Below are 13,738 nucleotides of genomic sequence, written 5' to 3' on the forward strand. Positions count from 1 at the left end.
CGTGCATTCGCCTCAAGGTTACGTCGGGCCGTGCTGTCCCAGGAGTAAGCCTACCGGAGAAGAGGAGGTGAAAAAGCGAGCCGGGCCGCAATATTAAAGCGCCGACTCTGGTTAGGAATGTGGTTGATTCTCTTAGTTTTGTGAGGCGCTACCCTTGCCGTAGCCCGTCTGCTCCTCTCTTCTCCGCCTCTTCGTCCCCGGTTTATGCCGTTGCGCATCCTTCAGGAGCTTCCTTACCTCGATATCCACTACGACTATCGAAACGAGTGGATCTACGCCGAGTGGCGCGGCGACATCACCTTCGAGCGAGCCAAGGAGGGCGGCGAGGCGCTGGTAAGCTTCGTAGAGTCGGAAGGGTGCACCAAGCTGCTGAACGACAATGCGCTGGTGACGGATATGTGGCTTGAAGCGCCCGAGTGGCAGGCAATGAACATATTTCCGCGTCTGCATGCTGCCGGCCTGCTCTACATTGCCTGGGTATATTCGCCCAATCTGTACAGCCGCTTCTCTGCCGACCGGGCCATCGACGCCATCGTGCAGCCGGTTACGCTGCCTTTTGAGGATATGACCATTGCCAAAGGCTGGCTGCGCGTGGTGTAGGCGCTGGCACAGCCAGAAGAGGCAGTAGTGGCCGGTGAGCAGCTAGTTACCACGCAGCGCAAGGCATATGCACTTCGTCTATTCCTCCCGATGGGGCGCCTTGAACGGGTTGGCCCCGGCCGCCAGCTGCCGCAAGGCCTGTAGCGTGCGGTTGAGGCGGGTTTCGGGCCGTTTGGCGCTGCCGATGTGGTAGGCCAGCGCCCGTTGCATGCTGCCCGAAAGCGCCCGAAAGCCTGCTTCCGCTTCCGGCCAGGCCGCCAGGCCCTCGGCCAATTCCTCGGGCAAGTCCACGGTATCGGGGTTCGAGTCGGCAGCCAGGCACACTTCTACGGGTTGGCCCAGCCGCAGGCCGGCCGCCTTGCACATGGCTTTATTGACCATCAGGTACCGCTCGCCGGGGCCCAGCGGCAGCAGCCCCAGCCGAAACGGGTAGCCGTTGAGCGTACCCACTACGCGCCGGGCCGTCTTGCCGCCCAAGCCTTCCAGCACGTCGAGGGGCACTATCACGATTTGCGTCGGCATGAAGCTGGGGCCGCCGGGTTCGAGCAGGGCCCGGAAGGTGAGCTGAGCTGTGGGAGTTGACATGGCTGCTGAAAAGCGTTTCCCAAACCTAGCATTTTGCGTTGGGTCGTACGCACCCGCGTGGTGCCAGTAAACGTAAGATCTTTGCCGATATGGTATACATAGCCAAGGCAAACACTTCGGCTGCCTCCAGCTTATTACGCCTTCAAAATACTGCTGACATGAAACTAGAAATCTGGTCTGATATAATGTGCCCGTTTTGCTACATCGGCAAGCGGCGCCTGGAAAACGCGCTGGCGCAATTTCCCCACCGCGACGCGCTCCACATCGTGTGGCGCAGCTTCGAGCTGGACCCCAATATGCAAACCAAGCCCGGCCAAAGCATCCACGAGCTGCTGGCTGAGCGCAAGGGCGTGTCGTTGGCCCAGGGCCAGCAAATGAACGCCCACATGGGCCAGATTGCCCAGGAAGTCGGCCTGCGCTTCGACTTCGACAATATGGTGCCGGTCAACACGTTTCTGGCGCACCGGTTCCTGCATCTGGCCGCCACCCATGGCCAGCAGGACGCGGCCAAGGAGCACGTGCTGGCGGCCTACTTCACCGAGGGCCGCAACGTGGATGACATCGACACCTTAGTCGAAATAGGAGCCGCGCTGGGCTTCGATGCCGCCGAAGTGCGCGCCGTTTTGCACACCGACGCCTACACCCAGGAAGTGCGCCATGACGAGTATCAGGCCCGCCAGATCGGGGTGCGCGGCGTGCCCTACTTTGTATTCGACGATAAGTATGCCGTATCAGGAGCCCAGCCCAGCGAGCTATTCCTGGAAGTGCTGGAAAAAGTATGGGAAGAAGCGCACCCCGCGCCGGCACCCGTAGTGCTGGCTACCGGCGACGCCTGTGGCCTCGACGGCAGCGACTGCTAAGCGCGTGTTTGGGATTTTAATTTTCGGGTCATGCTCAGCATGACCGTTTTTGATACCTCAAACAGCTTCTAAGCATTTACCAAAAAGAGCCTGCTCCGATACGGAAGCAGGCTCTTTATACTAAGCACCGAACAAAGCTTATTTCTTTACTACCGTCGTCGTACGAACTTTATCCACGGCTTTCATCACCCGAAACAGGTTGCCGCTCCAGATTTTGTCGATGTCCTTTTCGGAGTAGCCGCGCCGCACCAGCTCCCGGGTTAGGTTGGGAAACTCGCCCGCGTCGGCCAGGCCCGTCAGGCGGGTGCCGCCGTCGAAGTCGGAGCCGATACCGACGTGGTCGATGCCGGCCGTTTTCACGATGTGGTCAATCTGGCTCACGGCATCCTGCACCGTAGCCAGCGGCACCGGAAACTGCACGTCGAGCTGCTCCGCTTCAGCTTTTGCCTGCTGCTGCTCGGCGCTGGGCAGGGCATACATGTTCAGGAACGCCTTTATTTTCCACTTGGCAAAAAAGGCCTGTTCGGCCGCCAGCCGCGCCGGTGTTTTGGTTTCCGTCTTCACATACGGGCTATACAGGTTCACCTGCACCACGCCGCCGTTGCGGGCCAGTGCCTTCAGCATGTCGTCGCTCAGGTTGCGGGGCGAGTCGCTCAGGGCCCGGCTGCTCGAATGCGAGGCAATAATAGGCGCTTTGGTGAGGCGTAGTACGTCGTAGAAGGTGGAGTCCGAAGCGTGCGACACATCCACCATCAGGCCCAGGCGGTTCATTTCGACTACGGCCTGCTTGCCAAAAGCGCTGAGGCCCTGGTGCTCGGGCCCCGTGGGGTCGGTAGCCGAGTCGCAGATGTCGTTGTTGGAGGAGTGGCACAACGTGATGTAGCGCACGCCCAAATCGTAGAACGACTTCAACGAGCCCAGGTCCTGCCCAATGGGATACCCGTTTTCCATCCCGATAAAAATGGCCCGTTTCCCGTTGCGCCGAATCTGGAGCGCCTGCTCTTCGGTCGTCGCCAGATCGAGCTGGCCAGAGTTGGCCTGGATGGCGGAGCGAATGGAGTTAAAAATGGTAAGCGCTTCCTGTTTAGCGGCCGCGTTGCCCTCCGGCGTGCGCGGCCCCTGGCCCATATACACGGCCCAAAAAGCCCCATCCAAACCACCACGCTGCATTTTGGGAATGTCAACCTGGGCGTCTTTCGTGTCGTGGTCCTTGCTCAGATCGAAGCCCGGCTTCATCAGGTTGATGGGCGTGTCCTCGTGCGAGTCAAGCACGAATGCTTGATTATGGATGGTATTCGCTTTGATGGTTAGCGCCTCTTCGGCTTTCTGGGCCCAGGCCGTAGCTGGACTCAGCAAAGCCAGCAAAACGGGCAGGACGCGTAAGGTAGAGTTTTGCATAAAATCTGGTCTTTGAATAAGGTCGCGGAGCAAAAATACTCAATCATCAGCAGGTTGTAGCGTAGTAGATTGTTTTTAAAACGACGTATTTTAATTCATATTGTTGATGGTAAGACATTTGTGTAAATAAAATAATTCTGCATGCCTACTACTTTTCTGCTGAGGAGTAATGGGGTGCCCTGCCAAGTAGTACCGTGGTTCGAATGGTTTATGACTATTTGAATGTTTTACTCCTAGCCGGCGACTCACTTCGCGCGTTTTGGCTGGTAGCTGTAGGTGTCTTCGTCGTCAGCTAAAGAAGCTGTTTAGAAAGTTAAAAGAACGTCATGCTGAGCGCAGTCGAAGCATCTCTACCGCTTCGTATGAAGCACTGGTAGCGATGCTTCGGCAAGCGGACGCCAGAGCAAGCAGGACGTGCTGATTGCGGTTGGCGACTCGCCAAACAGCTTAGAAAAGCACGAAGCCAGTGGGCTGCTCTGCGCGAGACACCCCACTGGCTTCGTGGTACAGGTTTAAGGAAAAGGGCCGCTTTATTCCGTCACGATGAGCTTCTGCTGGTAGGTGCCCTGGGCGGTCGGAATCTGGAGCAGGTAGAGGCCGGCGGCGAGGTTGCGCACGTCGAGCACGGCTTCGGGCTGGGCGGCGGGCACGGGCCAGCTCCGCACGGTTTGGCCCTGCAGGGTGAGCAGCGTAGCGCGCAGGGGTACTGTTGTAGCCGGTACGCGCACCGTCACTTGGCCCTGGGCCGGGTTGGGGTAGAGGGCCAGCGGCAGGCGGGCAGTGGCTTCGCGGGTGGCCGTCACGCCGGGGTTGATGAGGCGGGCCAGCCCCACGCGGCGCTGACCGGCGACTGAGCGGAAGCTGCCAAACACGATGATTTTGCCATCGGCAGGCTGTAGCACGGCTCCACTAATTTGATCATCTCCCACAAAAATGCCAGGCGGAATACTAATAGGCGCAAATGTGTTGTCGGGGCTGCCGGTGGCCGTCAGGCGCACGAGGGCCGTGTTGCCTCCAACGCCCGCCAGCGCCAGAATGCGGCCATCGGGCTGCACAGCCCGGAAGCTGTAGGCAGTGGTGCTGGGCAGGCCATTGAAGCTCGCGTCGAGTGCGCCATCAACGCCGAGGCGCACGGCCCCGGAAGGCGTGGCCTGGCCATTGAAGCTGGTGAAGTTGCCGCTGAGCAGCAGCCGGCCGTTGGCATCAGCCAGAATGGTGAAGAAGGAGTTGGCGCTGGCGCCCGTGCCGATGGAATAGGTGTTGTCGAGTGTGCCGTCCGCGTTCAGGCGAATGATCTGGGTGCCGGGCGTGGCACCGGTGCCGGTTTCCTGGTAGGAAAGCACGATTTTGCCGCTCGGCTGCACAAATACATTGTTCACCGTACGGGCAATGGTGCTGGTGGGTGGCGTGAAAGAGTTGTCGAGCGTGCCGTTGGCATTGAGGCGGGCAATGCTGTTGCGGGCAACGCCGCCAACCGTGACGAAGTTGCCGAACACAAGTACCCGCCCATCAGCCTGCCGGGCTACTCCAGCAAGCGGCGCCACGTTAGTGGCAGTACTCACGAATGAAGTAGCCGCAAAGGTATTGTCGACCGCGCCCGAGGGCAGCGCCCGCAGCACCTGTTGGGTCTGAGCCGCAATGCCGGTAAACGAGTAAAAGCTGCCATCGGGCTGCCCCGCAACAATCTGGGAGAGAGTAGACGTGTAGCTTGGGTCCAGGCTGCCGTCGGCATTCACGCGGCGCACGGTGAAGCTGCCGCCGGGGGCTACTACGTTATTAAAGTCTGTGAAATTTCCACTTACCAGTAGCTGCCCATTGGCGAGAGGCACCGCCCGACTGATACTGCCCCGAAACTGAAGCAGGGTAGAAAAAGCACCATCATTAGCACCCGTGGCTGTGAGCCGGACGGCGCCGGTTTTGGCAATGCCATCATACTGATTAAACTCGCCCACCACTATCGGTTGGTTGTTGGCGGTAAGGGCTATGGCATTGACCGTGCCAGCGGCGGCTGCGCCCGTGGCGAAGCCAGCATCGAGCACGCCGGTACTGGAAATCCGTGCCACGCGGTTGCGCGTTTGGCCATTATACTGCGTGAAGCTTCCGCCCGCCAGAATGTCGCCGTTAGCCTGTAGCAGCAGCGTAAACACCGTACCCTCATTGAAGGCAGTAGCAGCGGCAAAAGTGTTATCGAGAACACCAGTAGGCAGTAGGCGAGCTATGCGCAAGGCCGGCGCACCATTAACGGTAGTAAAGGTCCCGCCGATGACGAGCTTACCATCGGGTTGCTGCGCAATAGCACGCACGGCATTGTTGGGCCCTGCACCACTGGCAGTGGTGAAGCCAGCATCCAGCGTGCCGTTGGCGTTCAGGCGGGCCAGGTTGGTGACGGTCTGGCCATTGAAACCCGTGAAGGTGCCCCCGACCAGAATAGCGCCATCCGCCTGCACGAACACGGTCCGAATAACGGCTGCGGAGGTAACGGGGGTAGCGGTGAAACCAGTGCCGATGTTGAACGAAGCATCCAGCGAGCCATCGGAGTTGAGGCGGGTAATGCCGGTGTTTGTTTCTGCTGATAAAATAGAAATGCTGCCCACCAGAATCTTGCCATCGGGCTGAACCGCTACGCTGGTCACCTGCCGGCGCGTAGTGATACCCACGGGCGAGAATGTGGCGTCCAGCGTGCCGTTGGCGTTCAGGCGGGCCACGGTCAGCATGGGCGTGCCATTGTAAACCGTAAAGCCGCCGCCAATCACAATCTTACCATCGGCCTGCACGACCATGCTAGCTATGAAGCCGTTGGCTCCAATACCACCAGGGTTGAAGCCGGCATCGGTAGAGCCGTCGGCATTCAGGCGCTGAAGCTTGCCGGAGTAAGTGCCATTCACAAAGTCGAAAGACCCGGCTAGCAGAACTTTACCGTCGGGTAGTGTCACCACGGCCCGGGCGGAGTTTGTAAAATCAAGCGGAGTGCTAGTAGCTTTCAGCACGGTGGGCTGAAAGCTGGGGTCGAGGGTTTGGGCCTGCGTGGGCAGCAGGCTGCTCAGCCACAGCAGGCCGGCGAGCAGCAGAGAGGTTGTGGAGAATTTCCGCATAGGGTGTGAGGGTTAAGGAAATAGATAAGGAAAAGTACTACTTGTTAAGATCAATATACTAAAACAGCCCGGAAAAGTATTCGTCAGGATTTTGGTGCCCCGAGTGGGTGCTGATAGCGCGTGGTAGTACCAGCGCTGCACGCCCGGGCTCGGGGTGGCCTGCTACAGTGCCCACGGCAGCTTGGCGTATCTTTGGGCTCTGTGGCCCGGGTGTAGCGGAGCCGGGGCGTGCAGCGGCACCGCCTGGCTGCGCAACGCTGGCCGAGCTGCTGAGTATGCCTGGGTAGGCAACCGCAGAACAGCGGCCTCGGAGCTTACGCCACCCTGCGTTTTTTGCTGTGAAGCTGTTTAAGAAGTCGTCAAAAGCCAGCGGGACGTGATGCTTCGCCAAGCTCGGCATCACGTCCTTTGACTTCTTAAACTCGTTACGAAGTGGTGTGCGCGAACGACGGGCGGGGCTTGCCCCCGCCCGTCGTTCGCGCCGACGCAATGATTCCGTTCGACGGCGGGCGGGGGCAAGCCACGCACCCTACTTCGTGACGGATATAAATAGCTTCTGTAGCACACGGCTTTTCACGAATTTTCTACTTCTATGAGTTGGTTGCGCGTTGCGGGAATATCATTGCGGGAAAAGGAGGCGGAGGTTTTACAGGACATCAGCTTCACCCAGCCCCGCTTCCGGAAGCTGGCCCTGGCGGGCGAAAGCGGGGCCGGCAAAAGCACGCTGCTCCAGGTTATTGCCGGCCTGATTCAGCCCACGGCGGGGGCGGTGCACCTGGAGGAGCGCCGGGTGCTGGGGCCGGCCGAAACGCTGGTGCCGGGGCACGCGGGCATTGCTTATCTGTCGCAGCATTTCGAGCTGCCGCCTTCCTTGCGCGTCGAGCAGGTGCTGCGCTATGCCAACACGCTCGGCCCCGCAGCCGCCGACACGCTGTACGCCGTGTGCCGCATCAGTCACCTGGCTGCCCGGCGCACCGACCAGCTCTCCGGCGGCGAGCGGCAGCGCATTGCGCTGGCCCGGCTGTTGCTCACGCGGCCCCGGCTGCTGCTGCTCGACGAGCCGTTTTCGAACCTGGACCGCGGGCACCGCCAGCTGCTGAAGCAGGTGATAGACGACCTCGGCGAGCAGCTCGGCATCACCTGCCTGCTCATCTCCCACGACCCGGCCGATACGCTTTCCTGGGCCGAGGAAATCATGGTCCTCAAGCACGGGCGCATCGTGCAGCAGGGCCCGCCCGCCCAGCTCTACCAGCAGCCCGTAGATGCTTACACCGCCGGCCTGTTCGGCGACTACACCCTGCTCACGGGTAAGCTGGCCCAGGCGCTGGCCACCCTGGCCGGAAGCCGGCCGAAGCGCCGGCCGCTGTTGGTGCGGCCGGAGAGCTTCCGCCTGCATACGGCCGGTGGCTTGGCGGGCGTTGTGCGGGCCGTTCGGTTTTTTGGCAGCTACTGGGAGGTGGAGGTAATACTGCCGGGCGCGACCATTACCGCCAAAACCGCGTCGGCTGAGCTGAAGCCGGGCGATGCGGTCCAGGTTTCGCTCGTGGCCGACCACCTGTGGTATTTGTAAGAGCGGGTTTGGGAATCGTGCTGTTGAGTGGGAGTGGTACTAAAATCCTATCCCAATAGCACGTCATGCTGAGCGCAGCAAAGCGCAGCCGAAGCATCTCTACCGCTTCGTATGCGCCGTTCAACGAAGCGGTAGAGATGCTTCGACTGCGCTCAGCATGACCGCCTTGCGTGGCTTAGTAGGATACACTCTAAGCCCGGCGCAGCCCAGCCCAACCGGCTAAGTATAACAGTTTGGTAACCGGCCCGCCCGGAGGAATGGCGTTCTTTGCCGCTCACTTCGTCCCTTCGCCTTACCTACCACACTTTTCTATGAGCAAGCTTTTCCCGGCCGCAACCCTTCTGTTGGCCCTTGTCGCCTTTCCCGCCCTGACAGCCTGCGACGACGATGAGGACGCGAAAACCGATACCGCCAAGCCGCTTCAGGTGTCGTCCCTACGGTTTATCGGCGAGAAGCTGGTGCCGTTCAAGCAGGACTACAACGGCACCACGCTGGGCGGCTTCTCGGGCATCGATTACCGCCCCGACAACAACGCGTACTACATCATGTGCGATGATCCGTCCACGTTTCAGCCTGTGCGCTACTACACCGCCGCGCTGGCCTTCGACCAGACTACCTTTTCGGGCGTCACTTTCACGGGCGTCACCACCATTAAGCGTCCCGACGGCAGCCCGTTTCCCAACGCTGCTACCGACCGCTACAACGTAGCCGACCCCGAGGGCATCCGCTACGACGCGGCTACGGCCCACATTATCTGGTCGAGCGAAGGGGCGCGCAACGTGGGCGTAACGCCGGCCGTGCTCATCAACCCGTTTCTGCGCGAGGCTAACCTGGACGGCTCCAGCGTGGCCGAGTTTGCGCTGCCGCCCTTGCTGCGCATGCAGGCCACCGAGAACGGCACCCGCTCCAACGGCTCACTCGAAGGCTTATCGATTTCGCCCGACGGCCGGTTTCTGTTTACGGCCCAGGAAGAGCCGATTTACGAAGACGGCCCCCGCGCCAGTGCCAGCGTAACGGGTGCGGTTATCCGGGTTATAAAGTACGACAAGGCCACGCGCCAGCCCGTGGCACAATTTGCCTACAAGCTCGATGCCGTGCACAAGGCTCCCGTGCCCGCCGACCAGTTTCAGCTCAATGGCGTGGTAGAGGTGCTGGCTCTATCGGAAACCAAGCTGCTGGCCCTGGAGCGGTCCTTCGCCGTGGGTGCCACGCCCGATTACTCGGTCAAAATCTACGAAATCGACCTGGCCGCTGCTACCAATGTGGCTAGCCTGGGGGCGCTGCAAGGAGCCACCTACACGCCCGTGGCCAAGCGCCTGGTGCTCGATGTGGCCACGACGGGAATTAAGCGGGTCGATAACCTGGAGGGTATGACGTTGGGACCGAAGCTGGCGAACGGCAATTATTCGCTCATCCTCGTTTCGGACGACAACTTCGGCACCTCGCAGATTTCGCAGTTCCTCGCCTTCGAGGTGCTACCATAGCGCCCCTTACCAGGCTGGGTGGGCAGTGGCGCTTTGGGCGGTATTGTGCCTTGCTCTTTCTAGGCTGTGTGGACAGTAAAAGTAAAGAACGTCCTGTCGAGCAGCGCGAGACATCTCGCGTGCGGTCGGTAGATTACTACTCATACGGCAGCACGCGAGATGTCTCGTGTTGCTCGACATAACGTTCTTTTTACTTGTGCACACAGCTTAGGCGGTGCGTACGAGCAAGAGCCTATCCGAATAGGCAAAAAAAGCCCGGTCATACTTCGACGGGCGGACGCCAGAGCAAGCAGGACGTTCTAAAAAGGCAACACGGGCTTAACAAATGCTGCTGTCCACGCGCCTTAGGCCAACGCCAGCGCTTCGGCCACGGTGTAGCTGTTTTGGCCAGGGCCGGCCTGCGACTGATAGCCGCTGAACTTGTCGCAGACGCCGCAGGGGTGGGCCCCGCCCGAGCTGCGGCACGACGCATTCAGGGCCTGGGGCACCGTGGCCAGGGCTGCCTCGTACTGGGCAACAATATCGGCCGCCGATGAGTCGAACGTGCCCACGATGGGGCTCTGCGGCATGCAGCAGGTGTGCACCGTGCGCTGCGGGCCATTCACGAGCATGCCCGTCACTTTGGCGAAGCAGTTGCGGCCGGGCCAGCCAACGGGCATGTAGCGCTGAAAGAAATCCTGCTTGTAGCCGGGCTCGTGCTCGGCCCCGCGCCCGGTCGTGATGGTGAGGGGCAGCAGGTTGAGCCGGGCCACCCCTTTCAGCTCCTGTAGCGCCGCCAGTACCCGCTCGTTCACTGTGTCGGGGTTAACCAGAATTTCGAGCCGCTTGGAACCTAGTATTTCCAGCACCTGGCGCGGCGACTTCGAGCGCAGGGTGGTGTAGAGCACCAGCTTGCTCACGTAGGGCGAGTCGCGCACGCGGCGGGCAATATGCTCGACGTAGCCGGCCCGCAGCATGGGCTCGCCGCCGTAGAAATGCAGCTGCATGCGCCGCCCGTAGCGCCGGCTCATGGTTTCGAGTAGCTCAAAGAGCAGGTCTTCGCCCGAGTCGGGCCAGCCGGCAGGCTTGCCGGGCAGCGAGTCGACGCAGCAGAACTCGCACTGGTACGGGCAGTCCCAGAAGGGAACAAAGAACACCCGGTCGAGTACCGGGCGGTTGAGGTAGCTGTAAAGCGTGACTTTGGGTTCAACCATGAATAGGTGCGGCGGCACATGGGCCGGCAAGGAGGGAAGGGCGAAGCAAAGCTATATGCTAAGCACTTCCCAACCTCAAGCGGCCGCCGCTTGTTCGACGGAGCCAGCGGGCAGCTACTGGCGCATGCCGTAACCGTAGCGCGGCAACGGCCGGCGCACGGTTCCCGCAGCGCCCTCAAGTGCCGGGCCGCAGCAACCCCAGCGTAGCAGGTAGAACGCTCGACCGGACGTCCAAAGAAAGCAACATGCCCCAAAGCGCTACGGTCCACGCAGCCTGGTTGGGGTCGGAGGTGAACCAGTTCGGGTCGGACCCCAACCAGTTCTCCTCCTACCCCAACTGGTTCGGTTTCGACCCCAACCAGTTCGGCTTCGACCCCAACCAGTTCACCTTCGACCTAAACCAGTTCGGGTCGGACCCAAACTAGTTCGCCTCGAACCCGAACTGGTTTAGGTCCGACCCGAACTGGTTGGGGTCGAAACCGAACCAGTTCGCCAACGAGGCTAACCAGTTGCCCGCGGACCCGAACCAGTTCGGGGCGGCCCCCAACCCGGCCCCAAACAAAACGAACCAGCCCGGACGTCTGCCGGACTGGTTCGTGCTAGGAACGGGCTGGTTCGGCTAGTTCACCGAGGGCTTCACGGGGGCCTGTTTCTGCTTGCCCTGGCCGGCAAAGCGCTGCTTCAGATCTTCGAAGGCGGCCTGGGCCCCGGCCTGCTTGTTCTGGGCCATAAACTTGATGTTGTTGTAAATGGTCAGCGAGTTAGCGTAGGCTTCGGAGCCGGCTACCATCATGGTGCTGTCCATATCCAGGGCCAGCTGCTCTAGCTGCTGATGCAGCGGCACCAGGGCCGTGAGGGCAGCCACGTCGGCTTTCAGCTCACTTAGCTCCACGAAGGGCGGCACCAGGGCGGGCGTGTTAGTAGCGTAGTCGGTGGTTTTCTGCACGAAGGCCACGGTTTTGTCGGCCATGCGCAGCATGGATTTGCGCTCCTCCGGGGTCAGCGAAATCAGGTAGGGCGCCAGCGCGGTCTTAATGGCGTTGAGCGAGTCCTGCACCTGCGCCAGCACGGGCGCCGGAATAGCAGCTTGGAATTCGTTGGGCATGAATAAGGGGATAAGAAGTGGGAAAAGAATGGGACACGTTGCAATAGGTAACTAGCAGATAGAGTGGAGCGGGAAGGTGGGGAAATGAGGTGGGGTTAGCAAGGGGTGGAAGGAGAAAATTTATCAGGGTATTCCTGGCGCGAGCTTGTAGCTCGGGCCTTGCTTAGCGTGAGGCTGAGCCTCACCTGCTAGAACAACTGGCGTGGGGCCGGTTTGCCGCTGGGCGGCAGATGAGGTGCAACCTCATCGTCATGGTGGGCACGAGCTACAAGCTCGCGCCAGATGGGAATTGGTCCATTCTCTAATTGAATGTAATCATAGCATAATATATATTTAATCTATATGTCACCTGCCTCTTGGAGTTTAAACATTGCTTGGATAGTGTCTATTGTTGCCATAATCATACTGATAATGCAGGCGTATATTAGAAAATCGCATAATATATATTTGCTTAGATAAGTGTAATTGCTTCTTATCGGCCATTCTACGTACGGGATGTCCATGTTCTTAAAAATTAGAAATATCAACCCAATACAGTACGTGAAAATTGTGAACAAAGTATTGTCTTTTACTTCTCTAACAAGATTTTTGACAACATTGATAGCTGATTGTTGCTGTGAATCACCTATAATACCTTCCTTAAATTGGGTTTTAATTCCGCTGTATATAGAAGTTATTGAGGTGGTGAATATTCCGACTGCGCCCAATATCAATCCGGCTACAATTGACACGAAGCTATAGTACAAGTCTTTGATAAAATTTACATCAGCACAGAATTTCATTGATACACTGAGTGTCAAGCTGAGAACAAGTATTGTGAATATTTTTTGAATCACTTTTTGGCTGATTTATTTATTTTGCCTAGTAATATAGCATCAATCCTACTAATTGCGTCATGAAGTTTGCTTCTTATTCCTACAAGTGATTCTATATCCTTTATATTGTCTGTACTTATTGTTTTTGCCTTGTCGTAGCTTTTAATCACAATCTTTGCTCGCCTAATTAGTGCAGTAATTTGCCAACTGCCACCTCCACTTTCAGCTTGGTCTCTACATGTTTCGATAAATTTATTTTCTGGGACTTTGAGAGCTGCATTCTCGTTCTCTAACGAAAAAGAAAACTTTTCTTGATTGTATATCGGCTTAAGAGCTTGAAGTAGTTGATTTGCGCTTTTAGTAGCTCCAAAAAGGTTTGGGCCAACTAATTCAAATTTCAATCCGTAAATACCGTCTGAATTTTTTATAGCTGGCCAAAAATTTCCAGGTTCAATAATAGGTTCTACTATTGTATTATAATAATTGATTTTTTGTTCGTCTATTTTCAAGCTGCTAAGTAACTCGCAAAGTATGGTTATTGGTATTATCTTTTTCTTTTCCTGTATAAAAATAATTTGTGTTTTATAATAAATATAAAATGGCATTTGTTGCCAATTGTCCATCTGCTCTACAACTGGACCTTTATTGTCGTATGTCCTGCCAACATTTGCCTTTTGTTTTTTCATTAAGGTGCCAAAGCATCCTAAGTCATCTTCTATGTAAAAGAGAAATTTATATTCACTATAGTATAGTGTAAAACTGCTATTCTCTTTTATTGATTTTATCAAAGTGTTTTCACGAGATAAGTCAGCAACTGCCACGCTTGAATCAGAAAACAGGGTAGAAGCTTTTACGTTTTGATATCTCAGTACTAATATCTTGTCCATTTTTTGAAGTGGTAATACATTAAAAAAGTAATGCTATATAACTCATTTATTTCATTCAATATCGAATCCTCACGCCTCCACCTTCTCCTCACTCCCCAACTCGGCCAATATCCGTTTGGCAGCCTGCACGCTTTTCACCTCGTCGATGC

The 13,738-nt window shown here is 57.6% G+C and carries 11 protein-coding genes; 5 read left to right on the forward strand and 6 right to left on the reverse strand.

The features are described from left to right. The first annotated feature begins 204 nt into the window (after positions 1-204). Positions 205-600: a hypothetical protein gene (locus E5J99_RS06260; RefSeq protein ID WP_135496869.1), complete on the forward strand. Its 396-nt coding sequence runs from the start codon at positions 205-207 to the stop codon at positions 598-600. 78 nt (positions 601-678) lie between these two features. Here the strand turns inward: E5J99_RS06260 and E5J99_RS06265 are convergent, their stop codons facing one another. Then, on the reverse strand, positions 679-1,185 hold the full coding sequence (locus tag E5J99_RS06265) for a YdeI/OmpD-associated family protein (protein ID WP_135496870.1): 507 nt from the start codon (positions 1,183-1,185) through the stop codon (positions 679-681). Positions 1,186-1,343: 158 nt separating this feature from the next. Between E5J99_RS06265 and E5J99_RS06270 the strand changes: the two genes are divergently transcribed. Next, a complete protein-coding gene (locus E5J99_RS06270) occupies positions 1,344-2,045 on the forward strand; it encodes a DsbA family oxidoreductase (protein WP_135496871.1) in 702 nt (233 codons plus the stop codon). A 138-nt stretch (positions 2,046-2,183) separates the two neighbouring features. Here the strand turns inward: E5J99_RS06270 and E5J99_RS06275 are convergent, their stop codons facing one another. Then, a complete protein-coding gene (locus E5J99_RS06275) occupies positions 2,184-3,443 on the reverse strand; it encodes a dipeptidase (protein WP_135496872.1) in 1,260 nt (419 codons plus the stop codon). A 530-nt stretch (positions 3,444-3,973) separates the two neighbouring features. Continuing rightward, positions 3,974-6,535, reverse strand: coding sequence for a T9SS type A sorting domain-containing protein (locus E5J99_RS06280; protein ID WP_135496873.1), 2,562 nt, complete (start codon positions 6,533-6,535; stop codon positions 3,974-3,976). A 592-nt stretch (positions 6,536-7,127) separates the two neighbouring features. Between E5J99_RS06280 and E5J99_RS06285 the strand changes: the two genes are divergently transcribed. Next, positions 7,128-8,105 (forward strand): ABC transporter ATP-binding protein, encoded by a 978-nt coding sequence (locus E5J99_RS06285; RefSeq protein ID WP_135496874.1) that lies wholly within the window; start codon positions 7,128-7,130, stop codon positions 8,103-8,105. A gap of 311 nt (positions 8,106-8,416) precedes the next feature. Further along, positions 8,417-9,589: an esterase-like activity of phytase family protein gene (locus E5J99_RS06290; protein WP_167852017.1), complete on the forward strand. Its 1,173-nt coding sequence runs from the start codon at positions 8,417-8,419 to the stop codon at positions 9,587-9,589. Positions 9,590-9,933: 344 nt separating this feature from the next. Here E5J99_RS06290 and E5J99_RS06295 read toward each other — a convergent pair whose 3' ends face one another. Next, entirely contained in the window at positions 9,934-10,782 is an 849-nt protein-coding gene (locus tag E5J99_RS06295; protein WP_135496876.1) for a radical SAM protein, read from the reverse strand. Positions 10,783-11,027: 245 nt separating this feature from the next. Here E5J99_RS06295 and E5J99_RS06300 point away from each other — a divergent pair, with 245 nt between their 5' ends. Beyond that, the gene (locus E5J99_RS06300) at positions 11,028-11,207 is read left to right on the forward strand and encodes a hypothetical protein (RefSeq protein WP_135496877.1); all 180 of its coding nucleotides are present in this window, start codon (positions 11,028-11,030) and stop codon (positions 11,205-11,207) included. Positions 11,208-11,401: 194 nt separating this feature from the next. Here the strand turns inward: E5J99_RS06300 and E5J99_RS06305 are convergent, their stop codons facing one another. Next, positions 11,402-11,887, reverse strand: a complete 486-nt coding sequence (locus tag E5J99_RS06305) for a hypothetical protein (RefSeq protein WP_135496878.1) — start codon at positions 11,885-11,887, stop codon at positions 11,402-11,404. Positions 11,888-12,719: 832 nt separating this feature from the next. After that, on the reverse strand, positions 12,720-13,589 hold the full coding sequence (locus E5J99_RS06310) for a hypothetical protein (RefSeq protein ID WP_135496879.1): 870 nt from the start codon (positions 13,587-13,589) through the stop codon (positions 12,720-12,722). Positions 13,590-13,738: the final 149 nt, after the last annotated feature.

Source organism: Hymenobacter elongatus (assembly GCF_004745955.1).
Classification (GTDB): domain Bacteria; phylum Bacteroidota; class Bacteroidia; order Cytophagales; family Hymenobacteraceae; genus Hymenobacter; species Hymenobacter elongatus.

Coding starts and splice junctions, on each gene's coding strand:
- E5J99_RS06260 (WP_135496869.1), top strand. CDS start 205: ATGCCGTTGCGCATCCTTCAGGAGCTTCCTTACCTCGATATCCACTAC.
- E5J99_RS06265 (WP_135496870.1), bottom strand. CDS start 1,185: ATGTCAACTCCCACAGCTCAGCTCACCTTCCGGGCCCTGCTCGAACCC.
- E5J99_RS06270 (WP_135496871.1), top strand. CDS start 1,344: ATGAAACTAGAAATCTGGTCTGATATAATGTGCCCGTTTTGCTACATC.
- E5J99_RS06275 (WP_135496872.1), bottom strand. CDS start 3,443: ATGCAAAACTCTACCTTACGCGTCCTGCCCGTTTTGCTGGCTTTGCTG.
- E5J99_RS06280 (WP_135496873.1), bottom strand. CDS start 6,535: ATGCGGAAATTCTCCACAACCTCTCTGCTGCTCGCCGGCCTGCTGTGG.
- E5J99_RS06285 (WP_135496874.1), top strand. CDS start 7,128: ATGAGTTGGTTGCGCGTTGCGGGAATATCATTGCGGGAAAAGGAGGCG.
- E5J99_RS06290 (WP_167852017.1), top strand. CDS start 8,417: ATGAGCAAGCTTTTCCCGGCCGCAACCCTTCTGTTGGCCCTTGTCGCC.
- E5J99_RS06295 (WP_135496876.1), bottom strand. CDS start 10,782: ATGGTTGAACCCAAAGTCACGCTTTACAGCTACCTCAACCGCCCGGTA.
- E5J99_RS06300 (WP_135496877.1), top strand. CDS start 11,028: ATGCCCCAAAGCGCTACGGTCCACGCAGCCTGGTTGGGGTCGGAGGTG.
- E5J99_RS06305 (WP_135496878.1), bottom strand. CDS start 11,887: ATGCCCAACGAATTCCAAGCTGCTATTCCGGCGCCCGTGCTGGCGCAG.
- E5J99_RS06310 (WP_135496879.1), bottom strand. CDS start 13,589: ATGGACAAGATATTAGTACTGAGATATCAAAACGTAAAAGCTTCTACC.